Here is a 24,798-nt window from a genome sequence, read left to right as displayed (position 1 = left end):
GACCAACTGGCCATCAATGCTGGAAAAGATCAGAGGCGGGAACCGCAAGAGCCTGGCCAGGGCCATCTCTTACGTGGAAAATGAAGTGGAAGGCTATGACCAGTTATTGGCCTCAATCCCGGAAACTGGCCATACAAAGATCATCGGTATCACCGGCCCTCCGGGAGCGGGAAAGTCAACACTCGTGGATGCGATGATAGGAGTGCTCACAGCCAAAGGAATGAAAGTGGGCGTACTTTGCGTTGATCCATCTTCTCCCTTCAATTTTGGAGCGCTGCTGGGAGACCGTATCCGCATGAGTGAATGGTACGATCATCCCGGCGTTTATATCCGTTCGCTCGCTACACGCGGCTCATTGGGTGGACTGCATCCCAGGATCATCGAGATCACAGAACTGATGAAAGCCGCAGACTTCGATTATGTAATTGTGGAAACAGTAGGCGTAGGACAAAGCGAAGTGGAAATTGTTGGCCTCGCCGATATTACCGTTGTGGTGGTAGTGCCTGAAGCCGGCGATGAAGTGCAAACCATGAAAGCCGGCCTCATGGAGATCGCCGATATTTTTGTTGTGAACAAAGCCGACCGTCCTGGCGCAGATCTTTTTGTGAAGAATCTCCGGCTCATGCTGGCGCCTGTATTCACTACTCATCAGTATGAAATTGCTGTGGTGAAAACAGTGGCTTCGCAGAAAGAAGGAGTGGACAAGCTCTTCGAAAAGATCACAGAGTTTCTGCAACACCCCATGCATGAATCCAAAAAGCCCTGGCTGCTAACGGAACGGGCCTGGTTCCTGATCCAGCAATACAGGATGAAAGGACTCAGTAAAGACCAATTGAAAAACGCTGTGGAAGCGGCTTTACAGGAGGGACATTTCAATCTTTACCGTTTCGTGCAATCCTGGCTCTGATTGTTCTCCGTCTCTACATACAAAGAAGAATTGAAAAAGTATTGAAGCTTCTAAGAGTACAGCCGAAATTATGCAGCCTTATTACCCTTGTACCACCTGTATGCCACAATACCAATGATGGCAATAGGCGTAAATGCCAGGTAAACGATACCGGTATTCAAGGCCTTGGCCGGCTTTTCACCCAGTTGCTGCGCAGTTTTTGTGCAGATTGAACATTGCGCAGTTGCAGTTGCTGCTGAGATAACAACCAAACTTAATATGAAGATGATCTTACGCCACGTTTTCATGATCATGGAATTATAGGTATGCAAAAATACAACTCAAATCCATTACCAGCTACAGTATTTACAACCGGTAAAAACTACCATTGAAAAGGCTTAAATGAAAAATGGTGTATCGGCATGATACACCATTTTGTTTTTCTGGCTATACTTTATTACGGTCCTGAATTTTGTTATGCAGGTTTCTTTGTGCGGCTGAACACGTTCCAACCCTCTGTTCCGGTTGATTTCAGTACTACAGTGTGAGTGCTGTTCTCCAGGGTAACATAATAGGTTGTGTTGTTGTTGTGGCCCATTTCAAAGAGGTCTGTGATCCAGTAGCTGCTGTATCCTTTTTTCAGTTCGGAGAGCAGATTGATAGGCAGCTGGGAAGAAACGATATTCCTTGTAACGCCCAGCAGATCTCCATCCTGAGAGTAGAAGGCGAACATCACCTGGCTGCCGAGAGTGAAAGTGGCTTTGGCGAAATTCTCTTTGTTCTCCCATTTTACATCCTGCGCACCGGCGAAATCTTCGGTGAATGCTTTGGCTATTTTTTCGTTTACTGTTTCACGTGAGTTTGCGAAGGTTGTGCTTAATCCTGTCAGAAGAATCATTGCAACGATGAATAACTTTTTCATGGTAATATTTTTAGAAAGATGTTTTAATTGTTTGTTGGTTTCCCTGAAGCATCTGCGCGTTTGCTTGTATACATAATAAGACGCAGCACTTTCTCCATTGTTACAGAATGGTTGCATCATTTTTTCAGTTTAACAATTGGGTCCGGTCATACAGGATTATTGCCGTTCGGCATCCAGGAGCAGGGCCTTACAAGAATACGGGAATGCAAAAAGGCCATCCTGTTACAGACAGCCTTTCGCTTATTTATTTAATCCGGAGAATATGCCTCATTAAGAGATCGCCATGCTCTTGGCTACTTTCTTTCTTTCTTCCTCATCCAGGATGGTTTTACGCATACGGATGTAGTTGGGGGTAACCTCGATGCATTCGTCGTGCTGGATATATTCCATGCACTCTTCGAGCGTCATCAGGGTTTTGGGAGCGATGCGTGTTGCATCATCGCTACCGCTGGCGCGGTGGTTGGTGAGCTTCTTGCCTTCGGTGGCATTCACTACCAGGTCGCCCGGTTTGATATGCTCGGCAATGATCATGCCTGCATATACATCTTCACCCGGATCAACGAAGAAGGTCCCGCGGTCCTGCAGTTTATCGATGGAATAACCGGTTGTTTTTTCTGTGTTCTTGGAGAGCAGTACACCGTTGTTCCTTCCGGGGATAACGCCTTTCCAGGGTTTGTATTCGCTGAAACGGTGCGCCATCACTGCTTCACCGGTTGTAGCGGTGAGCATCTGTGTACGCAGACCGATCAGACCTCTTGAAGGAATATCGAATTCCAGGTGTTGCATTTCTCCTTTCGTTTCCATCACCAGCATTTCACCTTTGCGACGTGTAACGAGGTCGATCACTTTGGATGCGAATTCCTGCGGAACGTCTACTACCAGTGTTTCGTAAGGCTCACATTTCTTTCCGTCGATCTCTTTCACGATCACCTGCGGCTGACCCACAGTGAGCTCATATCCTTCACGACGCATGGTTTCAATGAGTACACCGAGGTGGAGGATACCACGACCGTATACTACCAGGCTATCGCCTTCTTCACTATCGGTAACTTTCAGCGCCAGGTTCTTTTCTGTTTCCTTCATCAGGCGGTCACGGAGGTGACGGCTGGTAACGAACTTACCATCCCTGCCGAAGAAAGGAGAGTTGTTTACTGAGAACAACATGTTCATGGTTGGTTCATCAACGCTGATGATCGGCAATGCTTCAGGATTTTCAGCATCAGCCACTGTGTCGCCAATATTGAAATCTTCCAGGCCTACCACCGCGCAAAGATCGCCGGCAAATACTTCGCTAACTTTCTTCTTACCCATTCCTTCGAACACATACAGCTCTTTCACTCTCGATTTCCTGATAGAGCCGTCGGCCTGCATCAGGGCAATAGGTTGGTTCTCCTTGATTGAACCTCTCGATACCTTACCGATAGCGATGCGGCCAAGGAAAGAAGAGTAATCGAGAGAAGTGATCTGCATTTGCAGCGGGCCCTCGCTCACTTTGGGAGCTGGTACATGTTTGATGATACCGTCCAGGAGCGGAGTGATATCGTCGCATGGAGTGAGAGAATCATTGAACCAGCCGTTCTTACCGGAACCGTAGTAGGTAGGGAAGTCGAGCTGCTCTTCAGTAGCGTCGAGGTTGAAGAAAAGCTCGAATACTGCATCATGAACTTCATCAGGACGGCAGTTTGGCTTATCCACTTTATTGATGATCACAATTGGTTTCAGGTTGAGCTGAAGTGCTTTCTGGAGTACGAACCTGGTTTGTGGCATAGGTCCTTCAAAAGCGTCTACCAGCAGGCAAACACCATCGGCCATTTTCAGTACACGTTCTACCTCACCACCAAAGTCGGCGTGGCCGGGGGTATCGATCACATTGATCTTAACATCTTTGTAGGTTACGGCGGCATTCTTACTGAAGATGGTGATTCCGCGTTCTCTTTCGAGATCGTTACTGTCCATGATCAGTTCACCTGTTTCCTGGTTGTCACGGAATACTTTGGTTGCGTGCAGGATCTTGTCTACAAGCGTTGTTTTTCCGTGGTCTACGTGCGCGATGATCGCTATGTTGCGAATATTCATAATCGTGAGTGTTGTTCTGCCGGTGTGTTAAGTGCTTTTTCAGCCTTCCGGCATCACCATTTTTTTGAGGCGCAAAGGTACGTTAATTCAACGGGAGGGCAAGAGCATTGGCCAAACTTTATATTTTGGTAAAACCGGGCTTGGGAGAAAGAAACGCAGGGGTTTGATAACCAGTAGGTTGGCTGATGGAATAGTCGGAATTTCCGGAATATCAGCACCCCTGTTATCATTATGTATTTACCTGTTTCCGCATTCATGGTTTCCGGAAATCCTTTAATTTCATATTCAAATTTACTGCATGCGGAAAAGGAACTGGCTTTTTATTATTCCCCTGCTTCTCCTGATCGTTTACCTGCTGGGCCCCAAGCCTAAAGCACCTGTTTACTCCAGCGATATGCCGATGGTACCCTCCGATGCAGAAGCCCTCATCGATTATGTTCATAATGAAGAAGAAGCCCATAAACTGAAAAAAGATAATGAAGCGCGCATCATCTGGTTCAACGACTCTTCCAAAAATGTAACGCCGGTTTCCATCGTTTACCTGCACGGGTTCTCTGCTTCGCAGGAAGAGGGCGCACCTGTTCATGAAAATATCGCGAAACAATTCGGATGTAATCTCTATCTCAGCAGGCTCGCCGAACATGGCATCGATACCACGGAAGCCATGGCCAACCTTACGGCAGACAAGTACTGGGAATCCGCCAGGGATGCGCTCGCCATCGGACGTAAACTGGGAGAAAAAGTGATCCTCATGGGAACTTCCACCGGCGGCACACTGGCATTGAAGCTGGCCGCCGAATACCCTGACGTATATGCGCTGGTGCTCATGAGCCCCAATATCGAGATCGATGATCCCAATGCCTGGCTGCTCAACAACCCCTGGGGATTGCAGATAGCAAGACTGGTGAAGGGAAGTAAATTCAACGATTCCAAATCGGATACACGTCCGGTTTACCTCCAGTACTGGCAGCCCAGGTACAGACTGGAAGCGGCTGTGGAACTGGAAGAACTGCTGGAGACATCCATGACTCCCTCCACTTTCCACCGCGTAGATCAACCAACGCTTGTGATGTTTTATTATAAAGATGATGTGCAGCGCGATAGCGTTGTTCGCGTTAGCGCCATCAAAAAAATGTATGAAGAACTGGGAACGCCCGCCGGTAAGAAACGCGCCATCGCCATCCCCAATGCAGGCAATCACGTGATCGGAAGCTGGATCAAATCAAAAGATGTGGAAAGCGTGGAAAGAGAAACCGCGAAGTTCCTTTCTGAAGTACTGCAGCTTCCCAAACAATAGTTCCATTTGCAATAGTTTCATTTCCCCTGCAATTTTTCTTTCCGTAATTTACCGGATCAAAATGTGTTTGCTATATGATCCGATCAGTCATTGCCGGCATCGGCAAGTATGTTCCCGAAAATGTTGTCACCAACCAGGACCTTACCCGTTACATGGAAACCAGTGATGAATGGATCCAGGAAAGGACGGGCATCAAGGAACGGCGCTATGCCCACCGCACAGAAGAAACCACTACCACCATGGGCGTGAAAGCCGCTGAGATCGCCATCGAAAGAGCAGGCATCACACCACAGGATATAGACTTCATCGTATTCGCCACCCTCAGCCCGGATTATTATTTTCCCGGCTGCGGCGTATTGGTGCAACGTGCCATGAAGATGAAAGAAATTGGCGCCCTCGATGTTCGCAACCAATGCAGCGGTTTCCTGTATGCCATCAGTGTAGCCGATCAGTTCATCCGCTCGGGCATGTACAAGAACGTGCTTGTGATCGGAAGCGAGAAACATAGTTTTGGACTGGACTTCAGTACACGCGGCCGCGCAATCAGTGTGATCTTCGGAGATGGCGCCGGCGCTGTAGTGCTGCAACCTTCCACCGATGAGAACCGCGGATTACTTAGTACGCATCTTCATTCTGACGGCGAGAGTGCGGAAATCCTCGCTATGTACAATCCCGGTACACATGCCAATCACTGGATGGAACAAAAACTCGCGGACTTCGATGATGCAGAGATCGGAGAAATGTTCATGAGCCACGATATGATCGATAAAGCTCAGAACTATCCCTTTATGGATGGCCCCTCTGTATTCAAGAAAGCTGTAGTCAAATTCCCGGAAGTGATCATGGAAGCATTGGATAAAAACAACTACAAACCTTCCGACCTCACCATGCTCATTCCTCACCAGGCTAATCTTCGCATTGCACAGTTCGTGCAACAGAAACTGGGGCTGAGGGATGACCAGGTTTACAATAACATTCAGAAATACGGGAATACAACGGCGGCATCTGTGCCGATCGCGCTTTGTGAAGCTTGGGAAGCAGGGAAGATCAATAAAGGCGACCTTGTTTGCCTGGCGGCGTTCGGAAGCGGGTTTACGTGGGCCAGTGCGCTGCTTCGCTGGTAAGTGGCTCACGGGGTTACACTGCTCACGGGGTTACAAAAATACCGTCTGGAAAACAAACCGGCGCTTTGGGGGGGATTATTGGGCTGTCAGTTGGTTGGATGGGACTGTGAAGCAGAGCCAGGCTGCTAGGCTTTTGTTTTCAAGGCCGGATTTTTGCAATCCCCGCTCGCATGGGCACACTGATAGCGCCAGAGTTTCAGGTGCTGCATTGCCGTTTTTGTGTTATCGCTTATACAGATATGTTAGTATATATTGTTCATTCATCTTTCCTATAACCTTTCTCCATATTCCTTCGCATTTAGAGCTGAAGAGTATTCCCTACAGTTATTTACCGGAACCATATCGCTCGTTGAGCAGCACGCTGATGGCTTGCTGGGAGCGGATCTCAGGATCTGATGGTGGAATCGGGATATTTTGAAGTTCGTTGTTGAGCTGAACGGCCTGGATGTTATCTTTTAACTGAAGGTTGATGAGTTCCATGATCTCGGTTTTGATCACAGGGTTGTAGACGGGGAAACAGACTTCGATACGGCGATAGATATTACGGTTCATCCAGTCGGACGAGCCCATGAAGAGCTGGGGGTCATTGTTGTTCTGGAAGATGAAAACGCGTCCGTGTTCGAGGTAGCGGTCAACGATACGCCTGATGGTGATGTTCTCGCTCATGCCGGGAATACCGGGGATGAGACAGCAGATGCTTCTTACGATCATCTGTATGCGAACGCCTGCATTGGATGCCTCATAAAGCTTGCTTATCAGAACTTTTTCTTCAAGATTATTCAGCTTGATGATAATGCCGGCAGGAAGGCCGTTGCGGGCATTGTCGATCTCCCGGTCGATGAGGTGGATGAAGCGGTCCAGCAGGTTGAACTGCGCAATCAGCAGGTGGGCGAAAGGCAGCAGTCCGGGCGTGAGCGGCTTTTTTCGCTCGGAAAGGAAAACGAAGAGTTGTTCCAGCTCCGCCAGCATACCCGTGTGAGCAGTGAGTAATATATGATCGGTGTAAAAACGGGCCGTGCTTTCGTTGAGATTACCGGTTGCGAGTAATCCTGCATGTTGTGGCCTGTTGTTGATCATTCTTTTAACCAGCGCCACTTTCGCATGTACCTTGAGGGTAGGAATGCTGTAAATGATCTTTACGCCTGCATCTTTTAGTTTCTTCGACCAACGGAGATTATTGGCTTCATCAAAGCGGGCCTTGAGCTCAACAAATACCACTACTTTCTTGCCGTTGCGGGCAGCACTGATCAGAGATGTGGCGATGCGCGAGTCGCTGGCAATACGGTACAGGGTTACGTAGATCTCTTCAACGGAAGGGTCGAGGGCGGCTTCATTGAAAAATCGCAATACCGTGTTGAACGACTGATATGGCGCATGCAGAATGATGTCTTTTTGCGAAATCTCTTCCAGGAGAGAGCCTCGCAGGTTATTCATGCGATGCGTGAGCACCGGCCAATGAGGATATTCCAGCAAATCGTTTTTGATGGGAAGACCGGACAGGTCCTTCAGGTTATGGTATACACCGCCTTCCATGATGCTGGCCTTTTCCAGGTTGAAAAGATTGATGAGCGCCTGCAGGCATTCCGGAGGTGTACCTGCGCCGTAAAGCAGGCGGGTAGCGAACCCGAAATCGCGTTTGGCGATCTGTCTTTCTATTTTTTCCGCGAGGTCCCCTTCATATTCATCAGCCAGTTCCAGGGCTGCATCGCGGGTAACTTTAAAGCTATAGCAGGATTCGATGGTCACCTGCGGCATTACCAGTTGCAGGTTGTAACGGATGATGTCTTCCAGGAAAAGGATGTATTGCGTTTGTTCATGCCTGATAGTATAGAAGCGGGGAAGCGCATCGGAAGGCACGTTAACAATGATCAGCTCCAGGCTTTTGCTTTTGCTGCTTCCGATGGCGGCCAGGTAGATCTTGTTGTTTTCGGGGAAAAGGCTGGACTGACGATCGGAAAGATATTGTGGCTGAAGGAATGCAAGTACCTGCGTAAAGAAGTAATCTGTGGCTGCTGCCTGCACTACTTCGGGAATGGGGCGGTTGAACACCAGCTCGCAGTTGATCGTTTCCTTCAGTTCGGGAATGATGCCGCGAAGGATATTTCCGAACAGTTGTTGTTGCAGGTGAATGCGCTGGTTGGCTTCCTGCACATGAGTAAAGGCCGGGAGCCCCTTGCGCGGCGACTTCTGGTGGATCCTTTCCAGCGCCATCAGGGCCGGCATCCGAACACGATAGAACTCGTCGGAATTGGAAGAATAGATGCTGAGGAATTTGATCCTTTCCAGAAGAGGCACCCTTATGTTGCCAGCTTCCTGTAATACCCTTTCGTTAAATGATAACCAACTCAGGTCCCGGTCGAAAAATAAGGCTTCACTCATGGTCCAAAACTAATAATTTTGCCACGCATGCGAAGAAAGATCATCTATCTTATCAATCCTATTTCCGGAACCCAGGGTAAATCTTCACTGAAGGAACTGGTGGTCAGCAAAACCAAAGAGCGGAAAATCCCTTTTGAAGTGTTGCCCACTATGATCGATGGCGATTACCGCTTCCTGAGATCAAAGATCAAGGATGATGGCATCACGGATATCATTGTCTGTGGTGGCGATGGTTCCGTGAATGCGGTAGTCAATTCCCTGGCGGATACTCAGGTGAACTTCGGTATTGTTCCGATGGGATCGGGAAACGGACTGGCTTATGCCGCGGGTATTCCAAAGAACAGCAGCAAAGCGCTGGACATTGTGTTCGATGGCGTGGCCCGCCCCACAGACGGGTTCCTGGTGAACAACCAGTTTGCCTGCATGCTCTGCGGACTGGGCTTCGATGCAAAAGTGGCGCATGAATTTGCAGAGCAACCCAAAAGAGGATTGGCAACCTACGCTTCCTTAACCACCCGTAATTTCTTCTCGGCAAAGACCTGGCCTTTCAAAATAAAAGCAAACGGACTGGTATTCTCCACGGATGCCTTCTTCATCAGCATTGCCAACAGCAACCAGTTCGGAAATAATTTCACCATTGCGCCGCAGGCTGTTCTCTCAGATGGTATGTTGGATGTGGTGGTGGTGAAAAAAATTGCAAAGCCCTTGCTCCTGCTCACTGTACTGAAGCAGGTAATGGCAGGTAAGATCAAAAGGGTTGAAAATTCATTACGCTCACCGGTCATCTATTTTCAAACAGAAGAGCTGGTGATCGAAAATACGGCGGAAGCGCCATTGCATATCGACGGTGAACCGAGAGAAACCCTGAAGAATCTATCCATCAAAGTACTCCCGCATTATTTCAGGCTTATTCATCCTTTTTAGTGATCGAATGCGGATGTGAGCCGTTAACGTATTGCGTGAACTGATCGAAGCTGCCAGCGTTCACACTGCTCATCATCGCTTCACTGATGTCCTGCTTTTCACGTTTGGAGAGACGGAAGTTCAATGCTGCGGCAGCATCTTCTTTTTTGGGAATGTATTGAAATGTGAGGCGATGGAAATGCCCGCCGAGTAGTTCCTGTGTAAGGCTCATCATTTCATTTTGCCCATACTCCTGCATCTTGAACCAGTTGTATTGCAGCAGCAGCATGGGTTTGGTTGCAATATCCGTGATGGCGCCGGATTCGTAGGGGTGGTCCCATCCGCCGGTCTTGCGGTCGCGGATCTGCAGCAGTACAACAGCGCTGGTATTGGCCTTGATCCAGTCATCAAAGACCTGCACGAAGCGGGTGGCGGTTTCCTGTCCGAAATTATCGCGGAGGCCTGCATCCATCACATCAATAACCGGAGTGCTGGGCAGCCAGACATTGGGCAGCACGTAGGGGAAAGTGGCATTCATGCGCAGGGCGGTGAGCATGCGCAGGTTCAGCGGGTCCTGTTTGGAGAACAATGCCTGGTAGTCCACGCCATCGATGTCTACATCTGCATCGCGCAATGTATCGTAGCAGGGGCGCATGAGGAAGCTTACGGGTTGCGTGCAGATGATCATCTTCCTTCCGTCGCGGGTGATGACGGAGTTGAAGAGCATCAATGGCATTTTCGCTTGCACTTCATCGTTATATTGCTCCCTTAGCTGCTTGTTGAGCAGGCCTCTTGTATTGCTGTTGAGTTTCTCTTCGAATGCGTAGCCGCGGTCTTTCACATACTCAAAAGGGCCCACGGAGAATCGCTGTGCCGGAGCAGCCAGGTCACGCGCCACAAAGGATGTGAAGAGGGAATTCAGCAGGTCGCTGGAAATATCGTCTACGTATTGTTTGTTCTGCAGGTTAATGGACTTGCCATTCCTTTTTTCTTTTTCCAGTTCACGGAAATAAGCTGCGCCGAGCATGCCGCCTGAAGCGCCGGTGATGAGGAATGTTTTCTTCATCAGGTCGCCACCACTGAGGCTGTCGAGCCTTTGCAGTACGTTCATTGTGAAAGTGGCGCTGCGGTTTCCCCCTCCGCTGGTGTTGATGATGAACATCACGGGTTTTGGACTGTTCTGTTTCGCTTTCCATTTATCCAGGATTGCGATCATGTTTGCCTTGTCTGCTTCGATATGGGAAGGAGCGCAAAGCGCCATGAGTGATTCCTGGGAATACTCCGGCCTGTCTTCTTTCTTCGCATAGTCCAGCCCGTAAGCCTTATTGGTGGGATCGATGATCCCGTAGCGGTAAAGCACGTTCAGGACCAGGAAGATCACTACCAGTGCAGGGATACTCCAGCTCTGCAGGAAATAGGTGAAGGCGCCTGACACGGCTATCAGGATGGCAAAGAATAAGGTGATGCCGGCCGCTGCAGGCAACTGGAACAGTGGGTTGTCGAGCCAGAAACCAACCACTATCAAAAAGATGAAGGCAACGAATATCGAGATCACCGCTGCGAAGTGATGCCGGCTAAAAATGGTTTCCAGGAACTCGCGGGAGTAGTGCGATACATCGCGCACTTTCTTCAATTTTAAAATTGAATTGAGATACCATTCTACTTTTACGAGACGGCTTTCGGTGGCGCGGGTTTCACCTTTTTTGAACTGGGCCTTGAAGAGTTGCGGATTACTGATCACCGGCGCCAGCCGGCGGATGATGGTTTTGTCTGCGCGGAAAAAATAGTATAATGAAATGATGATGATCACTACCAGCCCGGTCAGGAAGCCCAATACCAGTAAAAAAATATGCCAGGCGTCCATCAGTTCTTTATCGCGCGCAAATACCACTGCATTGAAAAAATAGAAAATGAGGAAGGCGAGTGGTATCACGAAATTGTTGATACAGTATTTAAGGAATGGGTTGGAGGTAGTAGCCAGGAAACGGAAATGCCGGCTGAACAAAATGAAAGTGGTGATATTCCAGCTCATGATGAAGATGCCGATACTCACTCCAACAAAAGAAGCGCTCAGGGCATTTACATTACCGAGATATTCCGGAGCCAGATAGAGGGAATCGGCTCCAAAACTCTTCATGAATGTGCCATTCACTGTGCTGAAGAGTATGAACCAGAAGAACAGCAATACCTGGAACTTCTTGAAGTGAAGCAGGAACAACTGGAGCGGGAATGAGTAATATAGTCCTCTCAGGAATGCTTTCATATTTTACAGAGGGGTACCGGGGTTACCGGCATTCTGCCACCAATTTACATAAAAGAAAAAGGTTTATATACAATTACGCTGGTAATGAGTAAGCGGTTTTCCGTATCATATACAACATGGCCACCAGGCTTAAAACTAATAACATGCCTGTAACCTGGTGCAGTTGGGCCATCCATTCGAAACTTCCCCAATGACTGGGAACAATAAATGGTGCAGTGAGTACTGAAATGATGCCCAGCAAAACCTGTATCAAAACAAATACCAACGGAAATTTCCTGGCTTTATTGAAAGGTTGGCTATTAGTTTTCAATTGAAACAATTTCCTGGAATAGATGATGATCAATACCAGTAACAGGTAGGCGAGACCGCGATGCACAAAATGGATGGTGATCTTGTTCTCGAAAAAATTCAGCAGGGCCGGGGATTCCCGTAACATGCCGCCGGGTATCATACTGCCATTGATGGTGGGCCAGGTGGGGGCCGCAATGGCGGCTTTATGACCGGCCATGAGTGCACCGAAAATGAGTTGAATAAAAAGAACGATGAGCAGCCACCAGGTCCATTTTCTTAAAGATGGATTGGCGATGGTTTGTGCCCTCGTTACTTTCAGTTCCAGTGCAAACCAGTAAGCATAGGAGATCAAACCGAGAGCGAATATGAAGTGCAGCGCCAGTCTGGTCGGTTTTACATAAACAGCATCTCCTGTGAGGCCACTGGCTACCATGATCCAGCCGATGGCTCCCTGCAGGGCTCCGAAAAGAAAGAGGATGAGCAGCGGATTGAACATTTCCTTCTTCAGGTATTTCTTTGCCACGAGATAAACAAATCCAACCACGAATACCACGCCGATCAATCTCGCCCAGAAACGGTGGAACCATTCCCAGAAGAAAATGAATTTAAAATCTTTTAAAGTGAAATCAGAATTGAGATAATGGTATTGGGGTGTTTGCTGGTATTTGTTGAATTCGTTCAGCCAGGCTTCTTCTGAAAGAGGGGGGAGGGCGCCGGTAACAACATTCCATTCTGTGATACTCAATCCGGAACCGGTCAGGCGGGTGATGCCGCCGAGAATTACCTGGACCAGTAACATCACTACGCCGATCATGATCCAGTTGTAAACTGCTTTGGATCCGGGGCCATAAGACCCGGGGCGCAACAAATCCGCAGGGGGTGATTGTGTCTTCATAGCGCGCACAAAGGTAGGAACAAACGGGTCATCTCTGCCTTAAAACGAAGAAACTATTACCAGTGAAAGAGTTCTTTACTAAGTACATACACACCCATGGCGAGAACAAACCATCCGAACCCTTTTTTGAGGCTTGCGCCGGAGATCCTGTCGCTCAGGTATTGACCAATAAAGATGCCGCTCACTGCAATGGCAGTGAAGCTGAGCAACTGCGCCCAGTTGATCTCGTATTGTCCTGAAGTGCTGAAGAATCCGAAGAGAGAGCTGAAAGCCATAATGGTGAGGCTGGAACCTACGGCCTCCTTCATGGGAAGCTTACCAAACAACACCAGTGCCGGAATGATCAGGAAGCCGCCGCCTGCGCCGAGCAACCCGGTTACCACACCTACTACGATTCCCTGGAAAAACAATGGGCCCATTTTGCGGGGTTTATCGGATGGAGGAACAACAGTAAGTTTTTGTCTTCCGTTTTTGATCATGGAATAAGAACTGGCCAACATCAGGCAGGCAAAGAGCAGCATGAGGAAACTACCTTTGTTCACTTCGTAACCGGCGATGGTGAACAGATGATCGGGAATTTTCGGGACGAGCCAATGTCTTGTAGTGAAAACGGATAACATCGAAGCGCTGCCGAATACAAAAACGACCGGGAAATCCACCAGTCCTTTTCTGTAAGAGCGAACAGAACCTACAAGGCTGCAACTGCCCACAACAAAAAGCGAATAAGCAGTTGCCAGTTCTGGTTGCACTTTCATCAGATATACCAATACCGGAACTGTGATGATGGAACCTCCTCCACCGATCAGTCCAAGCGAAACGCCGATCAACACAGCAATGATATAGGCAAGAATCTCCATGAAAAATTTAGCAAAAGAACGGAATCTTTAGCTAATATGGATTTCCGATACATCAATCACATCAAAGCAATACACATGTGAGTAAAAATCCTATACCAATCATGCTCCTATTCTTGCCAACCCCTTACTTTTGAACAAAGTTTCAGGAATTGCTCAAGAATTTTCACCAGGAAGAACTGATTGAAGCCGGATGTGATGAAGCAGGCCGTGGTTGCCTTGCAGGTCCGGTAGTGGCGGCGGCTGTAATATTGCCAGCCGGATTCCATCATCCCCTGTTGAATGATTCCAAGCAGGTAACTGAAGAAAACAGGTATGAATTACGCAGTTTCATCCAGGAAAAAGCAGTGGCTTATGCAGTAGCGATGGTTTCGCATGAAGAGATCGATGAGATCAATATCTTAAAAGCATCTTTCAAGGCGATGCACCTGGCAGTGGCTCAACTGCAGCAACAACCGAAACTGTTGCTCATAGATGGTAATCGTTTCATTCCCTATCAGGGCATTCCTCATGCCTGTATTATCAAAGGGGATTCCATTTATGCAAGCATTGCGGCTGCCAGTATCCTGGCCAAGACCTACCGCGATGATCACATGAAACAATTACACGAATCATTCCCGCATTATAAATGGAATTCGAATAAAGGTTATGGCACTGCCGATCATCGCAAAGCTATTATGGCGCATGGACTGAGTCCTTACCATCGCCGTTCCTTCCAGTGCTTCTCTTCGGAAGAACAACTGGAATTGGATTTATAGTTTCCCTAACAATTATCGTTGCACCATCCATTAAACCGGAGAGAGCAGCAGCCGTCTGATATGTAAAGATTGTTTCACTACAAAATTTACGATTATGAAAGCTTCAATTTTCCTCTCGGTTGTAATGATGATGGTGGTTGGTGTAAGTGTTTCACAAGCTCAGCCCATCAGGGAGAAGAATCAGAAAGAGCGCATATACAATGGCGTTAAGACTGGTCAGCTTACGAAAGCGGAAGCTTATCGTTTACATAAAGATCAGAAAGATATTCGCCACGATAGAATGCGTTACAAAAGGAATGATGGCCGCATCAGTCCCCGCGAAAGAAAACATTTAATCCACGAACGTAAAATGGCTGGCAGGAAGATCTATCACCACAAGCACAATGGCCGCGTTCGTTGCAAATAATCAAGGACGGTTTTTCAGGTGGTTGTACTTTTGCAAGGGGCTTACCAAAAGGTAAGTCCTTTTGCTTTATAGGGAGTTCCGGAAGTTGCGGGAAGCCCAGTCGCTCGCCTCTGGCGAGTGACCAGTATTGGTTCGCCTCCGGCGAACACTGCGTCGCCGGAGGCGACTAAATATAAGTCACTCGCCAGAGGCGAGCGACTGGCCACACCCAACAAATATCACTGGCCACATCTAGTACATGTCCGGAAAAAAAGAGAATTTCCTTTCGTCCCATTCTTTTTTCAGTAAACCGAAATAAGCGCTATCCCTTCTCCTGTTGGAATGCATAAGCATATGACTGCGAAGTACGCCTTCGGGGATCATGCCTACTTTGAGGAGGGCGGCTTTGGACCTTTCGTTGAGGTTATCTGTTTTGATTTCCACTCTTTCCATTTTCATCACTTCGAATGCATAGCTGAGCAGCGCAAATTTGGCATGACGATTCACGCCGGTGCCTCTGAAGTCCGGGCCGAGCCAGGTCCATCCGATCTCGATCCTTGAATCATAGAATGAAATATTACCAAAACTGGTGCTGCCGCAAATTTCATGCGTATCCCTGTCTATTACGGTGAAGGGCATGCGCTTATGCTCTGCGCGCTCTTCGAGGGCTACATAGATCCAGGAGCGGAGCTCTTCGGGATCAGTGAGGTCTTTGGTGAAATAAGTCCAGGTTTCTTTGGAAGCCGCCAGCGGCAGGAAGGCGTCGAAGTCTTCCGGTTGCAGGAGGCGCAGTACTACGCGTGGGGTTTCCAGGGAAAAGGTCTGAGGGAAATATTTCTCGTACAATGATTGGTTAGACATAAGTGAAATTATCTGGAAAGTTTTAATCTTCTTCCTGCATTTCAAAGGCGCCGGCACCCTGCCTGATCACTACCGGCTGATCGCCGGTGCAATCCACAATGGTAGAGGGCACCATTCCGCCAATGCCGCCATCGATCACCAGGTCAACCTGTTTCTCGAATTTCCGGATTATCAGTTCCGGATCGGTGTATTCTTCCACCATTTCTCCGGGTAGTGAGGCGCTGAGGATGGGGTGACCCAGTTCTTTGATAATGGCACGGGCAATATTGTTATTGGGTATGCGAAGCCCGATAGTATCTTTTTTACTTTTTAGGATCTTCGGCACTTCCTTGCTGGCAGGGAGGATGAAAGTGTAAGGACCGGGGAGATATCTTTTCAACATACGGTATACCGGAGTGGAAATGCTCTTGGTGTATTTGCTGAGATCGCTGAGGTCATAACAGATGAACGACAGCTGTGCTTTTTGCGGGTCAACTCCCTTGATCCGGGCAATCCTTTCCACGGCCTTGTGTTGATATATGTCACATCCAAGTCCATAGATGGTATCGGTTGGATAAATGATCACTCCGCCCTTTGAGAGGGTGGTCGCAATCGTACGGAGGTTCCGTGGTTGCGGATCGTCTGGATGAAGGTGTAGTAACATATTATAAATTAAAGTGTAAAGGTGCAAAATTGTCACCAGACAGCCATATTCCCGGGCGGGACTGTATTGCTAAAATGAATTTAATGTTAGATTTGCGAAAATTTTGTTGCTATGCGTTTACATCCTGTAGACAGAGTTGACAATATCAGTGGCGAAGATTTTCAGCAGCATTACTATAAACCTATGAAGCCCCTCGTCATTGCAGACCTTGCAAAAGCCTGGCCTGCATACGACAAATGGAACTGGCAATATTTCAAAAGTGTAGTTGGAGAAAAGAGAGTTGGACTTTACAACAATGTGAAGAGCGATGCCTATACTCCCATCAATACTGCAGATGATTACAAGACCTTTGGCGAATACATCGATATGATCAGCCAGGGTCCGGCCGGCTGGAGGATCTTCCTGTTCAATATTTTCGATCATGCTCCTGAGCTCGCCAGGGATTTCATCTGGCCCGAGCACCTGATGAAAGGTTTCGTGAAGAAATACCCCATGTTGTTCACGGGGGGCGCTTCCAGCATCACCCATATGCACTTTGATATCGATCTTTCCCATATCCTGCATACACAGTTCACCGGCAGAAAGAGAGTGCTGCTCTTCCCATTCGAAGAACAATACAAGCTATACCGCAAACCTTTTGAAGTACTCAGTCTCGCCGATTTCAGCAATTATGCCGAAAACAAAGGCAAACCCGACTATGAGCAATTCCCTGCACTGAAACTGGCCAGGGGCTATGAAGTTATCCTGGATCATGGGGATACCCTGTTCATGCCGGCAGGTTACTGGCATCATATGGAGTATCTCGACAGTGGCTTTGCCATGAGTCTCCGCGCTCTGCAGAAATCCCATATCGGTAAGTTGAACGGACTATGGAATCTTTTCGGCATGCGCGGCATCGATACCCTGATGAAGAAGACGGCCCCCAAATGGTGGTACGATTATAAGAAAGAAAAGGTGTTCAAAGCTGCGGGAAGAGTGCTGACCACTAACGGTGTTCATTAGTGTTTTTGTAGCAGACGCCTGTCAGGAAAAATTGATTTATTGCAACAGTGTTAAAAATTCTTCTTAAAAATATTGATTTTTAAGAAAACAGTCTTTACTTTTACCGTGCTTATGCGCTGAAACAATACTCTCACCGACAAAGCAAACCGCTTCAATCCAATCTCCTCATTTCCAACCATCCAATCTCCGGTAACTAAAGTCTGATGTGAGGACGATCCATTTTCCATGTTGACTAATATTGTATCCCGACCCTTTTAAATAAGCTTACCTCGTTGTTGTAACCACTCTTTGCAGTTACTGGCTATCGGTGCTTTGTACCCATTGATGCCAAGTAAACTGAAATCAATTTGTTTTTAATTCCTGAAATAAAAGGAAAACCCAATATAGCATCGGCTTCTTTTATGGAGCTAATGAACATTGCATCAAAGAATTTTATGGCAAAGCTATCAGGCTATGCCACCCCGCTGGGAAGGATCCAATACAACTTATGGGAAATGCCCAAGCCTATTTTTAGTAGATAGAACTCATTGCTAACTTCTTTCTTTTTGTGGTTTCAGAGGTAAGCACATGCCGGCGATTTCCATCGCTGGCTTTTTATTTTCAGGGAATCGATATGATAAAAATCAAAAAGCCATACGCGAGTACGGCTCCTGATATATAATAAGAAAATTGATTGCTTTGATCTAAGCGATGCTCCAGGTTTCTTTTCCTCTCAGTAATTTATCCAGATCACCTTTGCCTTTTGATCTGATCACTTCTTCTATCTGAAGCGCCAACATGTCTTCATAGCAAGGGCGGTCAGTTTCGTAGAACACTCCAAATGGCCTTGGCAGATGACCTTCTACTCTTGGATCATCAAACATACGCACGAGGATCTGTGCTTTGTAAAAATCGCGCTCATCATGTACCCAGAGATCATCGGCGCTCACGCCGTCACCGAGTTCCACAATTACGGGTTTGAAGCCATCCAGTTTGATGCCTTTTTTTTGCTGTGCGCCGAAGATGAGCGGCTTCCCCTGTTCAAGGAAAAGCGTATTATCAGGTTTGGAAGATTTTTCTGTAAACACTTCGAAGATGCCATCATTAAAGATGTTGCAGTTCTGGTAGATCTCCAGGAAAGAAGAGCCCTTGTGTTTATTGCTGCGGATCAGTGCTTCCTGCAGGTGTTTGGGATCGCGGTCCATGCTGCGCGCGATGAAAGTGGCGTCGGCGCCCATAGCAAGTGCAAGGGGATTGAAAGGATGATCGATAGAGCCGAATGGTGTGGACTTGGTCACCTTGTTCTCTTCTGAAGTGGGAGAGTATTGTCCTTTGGTGAGACCATAGATCTGGTTATTGAACAGCATTACGTTCACATCGAAGTTGCGGCGAAGCAGGTGGATTGTATGATTACCTCCGATACTGAGTCCGTCACCGTCACCGGTAACGATCCAAACGCTGAGGTCGGGTCTCGATGCTTTCAATCCGCTGGCGATAGCCGTAGCGCGGCCGTGGATCGAGTGCATGCCATAGGTATTCATATAGTAGGGGAAGCGGCTGCTGCAGCCGATCCCTGAGATGATCACGATATTCTCTTTAGGGATTCCCAGTCCCGGCATGATCTTCTGCACCTGTGCCAGGATAGAGTAGTCGCCGCAGCCCGGGCACCAGCGCACTTCCTGGTCGCTCGAAAAATCCTTGGCCGTCAGCGTCGGGGGGGTAGTTACACTCATAGATCGAAATTCAAAAATGATATTCCTGCAAATTTACGGTATAGCGAGGCAATATCCGCGGGCAAACCCTCCGCTGACTTTCGCATTTAGGAATAATTTGGGTTCGGGGGTTGCCGGGGGAAGGGCCTGTGAAACAGACCGGCGCAGGAGAATATTTTTGAGCTGTTGAATTGGTGTGATGGGGCTGTGGTAATTCTGATCGGCTTCATCGCTTCTGTTTCGAAGGCCCTTCCCCTGGCAACCCCGCGAACCCATGGGCCGCGAAAGTGGGCGAGAGCTGAGGGCGCATGAGCGCTTATTAATAATTGCCCCCTATATCTATAAATGTTTGATATCGCTGGAATTCGGCAATACTAAATTTGCATCAAGGCATCATTTAAGTGAAGCCCCGATTATTCCGAAATCTGCAAAGCCCCACCCACTACTCACCTAAAAAAGAAAAAGCCTGCCGCACAGAGGACCCATGCGAGTTAAGGGGTCTGATGACGGGTCCTGGAAACATACACCCCAGGGCCTGGCTTTCAACTACAGCCCCAATCTCATTCCCAAGCCCATCAACCCACAAAAGCGCCAATATGTTTCCCAACCCGGAATCAGATCCCCTTAACGAGCCGCTAACAAACTAAACATTTGTTTAATTCAAACGTTTGTTTAATTTTGGCCTGTAAATCAATCGCAGGATGACTTCAGCTGAAAAGACAGATAAACGGGAGCAGCTTCTCAATGCAGCAGAGGAGCTGTTTGCTGAGAAAGGATTTGATGGCACATCGGTGCGCGATATAGCACAGAAAGCAGATGTGAACCTGGCTATGATCTCTTATTATTTCGGATCGAAGGAAAAACTGTTGCTGGTGCTGATCGAGCAACGTTTTGCTTCCAGTTCCGAGTTATTGGAAGATATGGCGAAGAACACGAAGCTGAGTTCCCGGGAAAAGATCGAAAAGGTGATTGAATATTATGTAGACAAGATCCTCAACGGGAGAAGATTCCACACCATCATCAACCAGGAATACAATACAGACCGTTCCCGCGAGATCATCGATCTCATCACCAGCATCAAGATGAAGAACTTCACGCTGATCAGGCAACTCATAGATGAAGGCATCAAAAAGAAAGAGTTCAGGAAGATCGATCCTGAAATGACGATGGCTTCCATGATGGGAACCATCAATTCCGTTATCAATTCAAAGAACATCTATTGCGCCCTCTTCAAGATAGACAGGGAAAACGAAGCGGAATACCTCGCCAAAATGAAGCCGAGGCTGAAAGATCACCTCAGGCAAATGATCTGCGCCCATCTTACAACAGAGTAACAACTTTTAATAAACCGACAGACTATAACAGTATGGAACAACCGAACAAACCTGAAAAAAAGAAATCACCTGTGAGATTGATCGTTATCGCAGCAGTGCTGGTGGTGGTGGCCATCTTCGGCTATAAGAAGATCATGTTTGCGCTGCATCATGAGAGCACCGATAACGCTCAGGTGGAAACACAACTGGTGCCTGTACTTCCAAGAGTGCCCGGTTATGTGAAGAGCATCGCTGTAAATGATTACGATTCCGTAAAAGCGGGACAGCTGGTAGTGGAGCTGGATGATGCCGATATACAGGCGCAACTGGTGCAACTCAATGCAGACTATGCAGCGGCAGTGGCCGATCTGCAGAATGCAAAAGCGGCACTCAACAATGCGCTCATTTCACTCCGCGTGAATAAAGGCAATATCTCCATCAACCAGGTGAAACTCGAAAAAGCGCAAAAGGACCTGCAGCGTAATCAGAACCTCTATGCCGAGAATGCCATCACTTACAAACAACTTGAAGACAGTAAGTATGATTACGAAACGCTGGTGAAAACAACAGATAACAGTCACAATGATCTCGCCGGCGCTGAAAGTCGCATCGGGATCCTTGAGGCAGCTGTAACAAAAGCTGCGGCCACTATCGATGTGAAGAAGGCCCTCATCGAACAGGAAAAACTTAAACTGAGCTATACGAAGATCTATGCTCCGCAGGCCGGGAAGATCGGCAGGAAGAATATTTCATTGGGCCAATACGTGCAGGCGGGCGCTCCCCTCTTCACGGTGGTGAATGATACAACTTACTGGATCGTGGCCAATTTCAAAGAGAACCAGATCAAGAAGCTTCATCCCGGAATGCCTGTTGACATTGAGGTGGACGCATATCCCGATATGAAGATCAAAGGTTCTGTTGAAAGTCTCAGTGATGCAACCGGTGCGCGTTTCGCGCTGTTGCCTCCGGACAATGCCAGCGGCAACTTCGTGAAAGTAACGCAACGCGTTCCTGTGAAGATCGCGATCACCGATTGCGATAAATACCGCGAAGTGCTTCGCGCAGGGCTCAGCGTTTTTGTAAGCGTTCCCCTGAATTAATCACCCGTTCTTGCCATAACATTATCTACTGCATGCATTCAGCGGCAGCTGGCAATGCTATGGCCTGATCTATCCAACATTTTACCATGTCCAGTCCAAAAGGATTTGCACGATTTATAATAGTGCTCACCACTGTAACAGCAGCCGTAATGGAGCTGATTGATACCAGTATCGTGAATGTGGGCCTCAGTGAGATGGCGGGCAGCCTGGGTGTGAACATTGAAGACATCAGCTGGGTGATCACCTCTTACGCCATCGCCAATGTGATCATCATTCCAATGACAGGCTTCCTGGCTGAATATTTCGGGAGAAAGAATTATTACCTGGTAAGTATGGTCATTTTCACCATCGCCAGTTATATGTGTGCGCAATCGACAGATCTTATTGAACTGATCATCTGGCGATTTGTACAGGGCGTTGGTGGTGGTGCGCTGCTTTCCACTTCGCAAGCAATTTTGTTTGATGCATTCACGCCGGAAGAAAGACCGATGGCCTCCGGGCTTTTCGGTATGGGACTGATCCTGGGCCCCACGCTGGGACCTACTGTGGGCGGTTATCTCATCGAACATTTCAGCTGGCCATGGATGTTCCTCGTGAACCTGCCTGTGGGTATCATCGCTACAATTCTCGCTTATACATTTATCGACAAAAAAGAAGGAGAAGGGCAGAAGCGTGCCGGCATCAAGATCGATTATATTGGTATCGCCTTACTGATGTTGGGTATCGGCACACTTCAATTTGTGCTGGAACGCGGAGAAGCGGAAGACTGGTTTGCCAGTGACGCCATCAAAACCTGTGCGGTGCTGGCAGTGATCGGCGTGGTTGGTTTCATCATCTACGAATTGCGCATACCCAATCCCGTGGTGAACCTGCGTGTGATGAAACACCGGCCCTATGCCTTCACCACCATCTTCACTTTTGTGGCGGGTTTGGGATTGTTCACCTCGGTGTTCGTTTATCCGGTGCTCGCGCAACGGGTATTAGGCTTCTCTGCCTATGAAACGGGATTGTCGCTTTTGCCGCCCACCCTGGCGGGCGTAGTGATGATGCCGGTGATCGGGAAGATGATGAGTAAAGGCGTATCGCCCATTCCTTTCATCGTGGCAGGCTTTATCCTCTTTGCCACCTATTCCTGGATGAGCGCCGATGTAAGCCCGGATGTGGGAAGATGGGCCTTCTTTGTGCCCTTGCTGATCCGTGCATTCGGTATTTCGATGAGCCAGTTGCCATTGATCAACCAGGCGGTGGCGGGATTGCAACCCAAAGATTATGCGGCGGGAATTTCATTGAACAATATGATCCGCCAGATAGGTGGCGCCTTCGGAATTGCCATGGCCAACAATTTCGTGAGCCATCGTTATGCGCAGCACCGGGCCGATATGGTGGCCAATACATACGATGGCGCACCGGCTATGACAGAACGCATGACGGCGATCACCCAAAGCATGATCGCAAAAACCGGAGACGCCTCCACTGCTACCGCCAAGGCCTATGCGATGGTGAGCGGAGCGGTGGACAAACAAGCTTATTATCTCGCATACCTCGATACATTCCGGCTCATCGGTATCTTTTTCATCATCGTGCTGCCGCTGGTAGTTTTCCTGAGGAAGAAGAAAACGAACGGTCCAGTTGCCCCTGTGGATGCAAAGGCAGTAAAAGAAGCGATGGAAGCCGCACACTGATACATTACAACTATGAAGCGATCAAACAAATCATACAGCATGAAAAAGATTATCGGCGCACTTGCCCTGGTTATTGCGTTATCTCCCGCAATGGCGCAGGAGTCGCCCGTTAGGGATGAACAACTGAAAGGCCTGATCCAGGCTGCTGTCAGCAATTATCCCCGTATCAAAGAAATGGAAGAGTCCCTGAAAGCGGATGGCGTTAAGCAATCCATCATCAAAGCAGGATATCTTCCTACAGCAACCACCAATATTTCGTACCGTTTCGATGCTCCGGTGGCGAAAGCGGAATTCCCGCTGCCTACCGGTCCTGCTACCATTCAGTTCACTCCTTACAATAATTACAATGCAGCGCTGAACGTGCAGCAGCTGATCTATGATTTTGGACGGACCAAGCTGAAGCTGGGTAAGAACGATGCGGAACACGCGCTTAACATCGAGAACCTGGATAACAGCAAAAACGCGATCGCTTACCAGGTATCGCAACTCTTTTACAATATTCAGTTCTACCAGAAAGCCATCCAGGTGCAGGCAGACCAGATCGGTTCGCTCAAAGAGAATGAAAGACTGATCCAGGCGCGTATCCGTAATGGAGATGCGTTGGAATATGACCTGCTCACCACACAGGTGCGCACGGCCAATGCTACCAACCGCCTGTCTGACCTGCAAAGCTCCCTGGAAAAGCAGTACGTGCTCATGCAGTGGCTAACGGCTACGGATGTGCGTGGAAAGATACCAGCACGGGAAAGCTATGATGAGCTCACCCTGCTGATGGAAGCGGGCAACTGGCAGCAGGTGAATCCGGAAGCGCGCGTGATCCAAAAGCAACTGGACCTCTATCAGTATGATCTGAAAGAATCGACTGTTGAATCCAGGCCCAGTCTTACCGGTACAGCATCAGGCGGTGTTCGCAACGGCTATCAGCCGGATATCGATCAGTGGCGTCTCAATGGTTCGGTTGGCGTTGGATTGAACATTCCGATCCTGAGTGGCGATCGCCCCAGGCTCCGTCAGAAACTGACGCAGGTACAGATCGATGCCACCAAAGCATCGCTCAAAACCCTGGAGAACAATATTCAGAAAGACCTGGCCACTGTACAGGAGGATTATAAGAACCTGCAGGAAAAAATAAAGAATACAAGCGTACTGGTATCGCAGGCGGAGCGCGCTTATTCACTGGCGCAGGTGCGGTTCAAGGAAGGACTTATTACCAACGTTGAATTATTGACCGCACAAACCAATGTGGAAGACGCCAAACTTCAACTGGTGCAACTCCAGTACCAGACGCAGTTAGATAAACTGGAAAGTCATAAGGTTGTTGGAACGAAGTTGTTTTGATTGATTGTTTCGCAGTTGCCAGTCGCTCGCCTCTGGCGAGTGACTTGTATTTAGTCGCCTCCGGCGACGCGGTGTTCGCCGGAGGCGAACAATTAGAAGTCACTCGCCAGAGGCGAGCGACTGCCAGCTCTCTGA

The 24,798-nt window shown here is 48.3% G+C and carries 21 protein-coding genes; 11 read left to right on the top strand and 10 right to left on the bottom strand.

Annotated features, from left to right (window positions below):
* The first annotated feature begins 16 nt into the window (after positions 1-16).
* The gene (gene meaB, locus D9Y29_RS19685) at positions 17-907 is read left to right on the top strand and encodes a methylmalonyl Co-A mutase-associated GTPase MeaB (protein ID WP_127131438.1); all 891 of its coding nucleotides are present in this window, start codon (positions 17-19) and stop codon (positions 905-907) included.
* A 68-nt stretch (positions 908-975) separates the two neighbouring features.
* On the opposite strand, the gene D9Y29_RS19680 is transcribed toward meaB, so the two are convergent.
* The 3 genes from D9Y29_RS19680 to typA form a co-directional block, all read right to left on the bottom strand.
* Positions 976-1,194: a hypothetical protein gene (locus tag D9Y29_RS19680; protein ID WP_127131436.1), complete on the bottom strand. Its 219-nt coding sequence runs from the start codon at positions 1,192-1,194 to the stop codon at positions 976-978.
* A gap of 167 nt (positions 1,195-1,361) precedes the next feature.
* Positions 1,362-1,808, bottom strand: a complete 447-nt coding sequence (locus tag D9Y29_RS19675) for a hypothetical protein (RefSeq protein ID WP_127131434.1) — start codon at positions 1,806-1,808, stop codon at positions 1,362-1,364.
* A gap of 270 nt (positions 1,809-2,078) precedes the next feature.
* On the bottom strand, positions 2,079-3,884 hold the full coding sequence (gene typA, locus D9Y29_RS19670; RefSeq protein ID WP_206513832.1) for a translational GTPase TypA: 1,806 nt from the start codon (positions 3,882-3,884) through the stop codon (positions 2,079-2,081).
* Between the two features lie 298 nt (positions 3,885-4,182).
* Between typA and D9Y29_RS19665 the strand changes: the two genes are divergently transcribed.
* Together D9Y29_RS19665 and D9Y29_RS19660 are read left to right on the top strand one after the other, a co-directional pair.
* Entirely contained in the window at positions 4,183-5,181 is a 999-nt protein-coding gene (locus tag D9Y29_RS19665) for an alpha/beta hydrolase (RefSeq protein WP_127131430.1), read from the top strand.
* A gap of 74 nt (positions 5,182-5,255) precedes the next feature.
* Complete coding sequence (locus D9Y29_RS19660) at positions 5,256-6,305, top strand: 3-oxoacyl-ACP synthase III family protein (RefSeq protein WP_127131428.1); 1,050 nt, start codon at positions 5,256-5,258, stop codon at positions 6,303-6,305.
* Between the two features lie 324 nt (positions 6,306-6,629).
* Here the strand turns inward: D9Y29_RS19660 and ppk1 are convergent, their stop codons facing one another.
* Entirely contained in the window at positions 6,630-8,684 is a 2,055-nt protein-coding gene (gene ppk1, locus D9Y29_RS19655; protein WP_127131426.1) for a polyphosphate kinase 1, read from the bottom strand.
* A 27-nt stretch (positions 8,685-8,711) separates the two neighbouring features.
* On the opposite strand from ppk1, the gene D9Y29_RS19650 reads away from it, so the two are divergent.
* The gene (locus D9Y29_RS19650) at positions 8,712-9,608 is read left to right on the top strand and encodes a diacylglycerol/lipid kinase family protein (protein ID WP_127131423.1); all 897 of its coding nucleotides are present in this window, start codon (positions 8,712-8,714) and stop codon (positions 9,606-9,608) included.
* Here the strand turns inward: D9Y29_RS19650 and D9Y29_RS19645 are convergent.
* The 3 genes from D9Y29_RS19645 to D9Y29_RS19635 form a co-directional block, all read right to left on the bottom strand.
* Positions 9,592-11,850 (bottom strand): hypothetical protein, encoded by a 2,259-nt coding sequence (locus D9Y29_RS19645; protein WP_127131421.1) that lies wholly within the window; start codon positions 11,848-11,850, stop codon positions 9,592-9,594. The two genes, D9Y29_RS19650 and D9Y29_RS19645, sit on opposite strands and share 17 nt — an antisense overlap.
* A 73-nt stretch (positions 11,851-11,923) precedes the next feature.
* Positions 11,924-13,036 carry a COX15/CtaA family protein gene (locus tag D9Y29_RS19640; protein ID WP_127131419.1) on the bottom strand — a complete coding sequence of 371 codons (1,113 nt, stop codon included), beginning with the start codon at positions 13,034-13,036 and terminating at the stop codon, positions 11,924-11,926.
* A 56-nt stretch (positions 13,037-13,092) separates the two neighbouring features.
* Complete coding sequence (locus D9Y29_RS19635) at positions 13,093-13,893, bottom strand: sulfite exporter TauE/SafE family protein (protein ID WP_127131417.1); 801 nt, start codon at positions 13,891-13,893, stop codon at positions 13,093-13,095.
* 149 nt (positions 13,894-14,042) lie between these two features.
* Between D9Y29_RS19635 and D9Y29_RS19630 the strand changes: the two genes are divergently transcribed.
* Together D9Y29_RS19630 and D9Y29_RS19625 are read left to right on the top strand one after the other, a co-directional pair.
* Positions 14,043-14,648 (top strand): ribonuclease HII, encoded by a 606-nt coding sequence (locus tag D9Y29_RS19630; RefSeq protein WP_127131415.1) that lies wholly within the window; start codon positions 14,043-14,045, stop codon positions 14,646-14,648.
* A 94-nt stretch (positions 14,649-14,742) separates the two neighbouring features.
* A complete protein-coding gene (locus D9Y29_RS19625) occupies positions 14,743-15,054 on the top strand; it encodes a hypothetical protein (protein ID WP_127131413.1) in 312 nt (103 codons plus the stop codon).
* Between the two features lie 231 nt (positions 15,055-15,285).
* Here D9Y29_RS19625 and D9Y29_RS19620 read toward each other — a convergent pair whose 3' ends face one another.
* Positions 15,286-15,894 (bottom strand): GNAT family N-acetyltransferase, encoded by a 609-nt coding sequence (locus D9Y29_RS19620; protein WP_127131411.1) that lies wholly within the window; start codon positions 15,892-15,894, stop codon positions 15,286-15,288.
* A gap of 22 nt (positions 15,895-15,916) precedes the next feature.
* Positions 15,917-16,537, bottom strand: a complete 621-nt coding sequence (locus D9Y29_RS19615) for an L-threonylcarbamoyladenylate synthase (RefSeq protein ID WP_127131409.1) — start codon at positions 16,535-16,537, stop codon at positions 15,917-15,919.
* Between the two features lie 111 nt (positions 16,538-16,648).
* On the opposite strand from D9Y29_RS19615, the gene D9Y29_RS19610 reads away from it, so the two are divergent.
* Entirely contained in the window at positions 16,649-17,539 is an 891-nt protein-coding gene (locus tag D9Y29_RS19610) for a cupin-like domain-containing protein (protein WP_127131407.1), read from the top strand.
* Between the two features lie 683 nt (positions 17,540-18,222).
* Here D9Y29_RS19610 and D9Y29_RS19605 read toward each other — a convergent pair.
* Positions 18,223-19,251 carry a 2-oxoacid:ferredoxin oxidoreductase subunit beta gene (locus D9Y29_RS19605; protein WP_127131405.1) on the bottom strand — a complete coding sequence of 343 codons (1,029 nt, stop codon included), beginning with the start codon at positions 19,249-19,251 and terminating at the stop codon, positions 18,223-18,225.
* 680 nt (positions 19,252-19,931) lie between these two features.
* Here D9Y29_RS19605 and D9Y29_RS19600 point away from each other — a divergent pair.
* From D9Y29_RS19600 to D9Y29_RS19585, 4 genes are all read left to right on the top strand, one after another.
* Positions 19,932-20,564 carry a TetR family transcriptional regulator gene (locus tag D9Y29_RS19600; RefSeq protein ID WP_127131403.1) on the top strand — a complete coding sequence of 211 codons (633 nt, stop codon included), beginning with the start codon at positions 19,932-19,934 and terminating at the stop codon, positions 20,562-20,564.
* Between the two features lie 32 nt (positions 20,565-20,596).
* Positions 20,597-21,643: an HlyD family secretion protein gene (locus tag D9Y29_RS19595; RefSeq protein WP_127131401.1), complete on the top strand. Its 1,047-nt coding sequence runs from the start codon at positions 20,597-20,599 to the stop codon at positions 21,641-21,643.
* An 86-nt stretch (positions 21,644-21,729) separates the two neighbouring features.
* Complete coding sequence (locus D9Y29_RS19590; protein WP_127131399.1) at positions 21,730-23,325, top strand: DHA2 family efflux MFS transporter permease subunit; 1,596 nt, start codon at positions 21,730-21,732, stop codon at positions 23,323-23,325.
* Positions 23,326-23,364: 39 nt separating this feature from the next.
* Positions 23,365-24,663, top strand: a complete 1,299-nt coding sequence (locus D9Y29_RS19585; RefSeq protein ID WP_164735487.1) for a TolC family protein — start codon at positions 23,365-23,367, stop codon at positions 24,661-24,663.
* Positions 24,664-24,798: the final 135 nt, after the last annotated feature.

The organism is Pseudoflavitalea rhizosphaerae (genome assembly GCF_003991355.1).
GTDB lineage: Bacteria > Bacteroidota > Bacteroidia > Chitinophagales > Chitinophagaceae > Pseudobacter > Pseudobacter rhizosphaerae.
The sequence above is the reverse complement of the archived record's forward strand: the minus strand, read 5'-3'. Positions and strand labels throughout refer to the sequence as shown.

Excerpts from the sequence above, each read along its gene's own strand:
- typA (WP_206513832.1), bottom strand. The coding sequence starts at position 3,884 with ATGAATATTCGCAACATAGCGATCATCGCGCACGTAGACCACGGAAAA.
- D9Y29_RS19650 (WP_127131423.1), top strand. The coding sequence starts at position 8,712 with ATGCGAAGAAAGATCATCTATCTTATCAATCCTATTTCCGGAACCCAG.
- D9Y29_RS19615 (WP_127131409.1), bottom strand. The coding sequence starts at position 16,537 with ATGTTACTACACCTTCATCCAGACGATCCGCAACCACGGAACCTCCGT.
- D9Y29_RS19660 (WP_127131428.1), top strand. The coding sequence starts at position 5,256 with ATGATCCGATCAGTCATTGCCGGCATCGGCAAGTATGTTCCCGAAAAT.
- D9Y29_RS19590 (WP_127131399.1), top strand. The coding sequence starts at position 21,730 with ATGTCCAGTCCAAAAGGATTTGCACGATTTATAATAGTGCTCACCACT.
- ppk1 (WP_127131426.1), bottom strand. The coding sequence starts at position 8,684 with ATGAGTGAAGCCTTATTTTTCGACCGGGACCTGAGTTGGTTATCATTT.
- D9Y29_RS19640 (WP_127131419.1), bottom strand. The coding sequence starts at position 13,036 with ATGAAGACACAATCACCCCCTGCGGATTTGTTGCGCCCCGGGTCTTAT.
- D9Y29_RS19675 (WP_127131434.1), bottom strand. The coding sequence starts at position 1,808 with ATGAAAAAGTTATTCATCGTTGCAATGATTCTTCTGACAGGATTAAGC.
- D9Y29_RS19600 (WP_127131403.1), top strand. The coding sequence starts at position 19,932 with ATGACTTCAGCTGAAAAGACAGATAAACGGGAGCAGCTTCTCAATGCA.
- D9Y29_RS19605 (WP_127131405.1), bottom strand. The coding sequence starts at position 19,251 with ATGAGTGTAACTACCCCCCCGACGCTGACGGCCAAGGATTTTTCGAGC.
- D9Y29_RS19595 (WP_127131401.1), top strand. The coding sequence starts at position 20,597 with ATGGAACAACCGAACAAACCTGAAAAAAAGAAATCACCTGTGAGATTG.
- meaB (WP_127131438.1), top strand. The coding sequence starts at position 17 with ATGCTGGAAAAGATCAGAGGCGGGAACCGCAAGAGCCTGGCCAGGGCC.
- D9Y29_RS19645 (WP_127131421.1), bottom strand. The coding sequence starts at position 11,850 with ATGAAAGCATTCCTGAGAGGACTATATTACTCATTCCCGCTCCAGTTG.
- D9Y29_RS19665 (WP_127131430.1), top strand. The coding sequence starts at position 4,183 with ATGCGGAAAAGGAACTGGCTTTTTATTATTCCCCTGCTTCTCCTGATC.
- D9Y29_RS19635 (WP_127131417.1), bottom strand. The coding sequence starts at position 13,893 with ATGGAGATTCTTGCCTATATCATTGCTGTGTTGATCGGCGTTTCGCTT.
- D9Y29_RS19625 (WP_127131413.1), top strand. The coding sequence starts at position 14,743 with ATGAAAGCTTCAATTTTCCTCTCGGTTGTAATGATGATGGTGGTTGGT.
- D9Y29_RS19680 (WP_127131436.1), bottom strand. The coding sequence starts at position 1,194 with ATGAAAACGTGGCGTAAGATCATCTTCATATTAAGTTTGGTTGTTATC.
- D9Y29_RS19620 (WP_127131411.1), bottom strand. The coding sequence starts at position 15,894 with ATGTCTAACCAATCATTGTACGAGAAATATTTCCCTCAGACCTTTTCC.
- D9Y29_RS19610 (WP_127131407.1), top strand. The coding sequence starts at position 16,649 with ATGCGTTTACATCCTGTAGACAGAGTTGACAATATCAGTGGCGAAGAT.
- D9Y29_RS19585 (WP_164735487.1), top strand. The coding sequence starts at position 23,365 with ATGAAAAAGATTATCGGCGCACTTGCCCTGGTTATTGCGTTATCTCCC.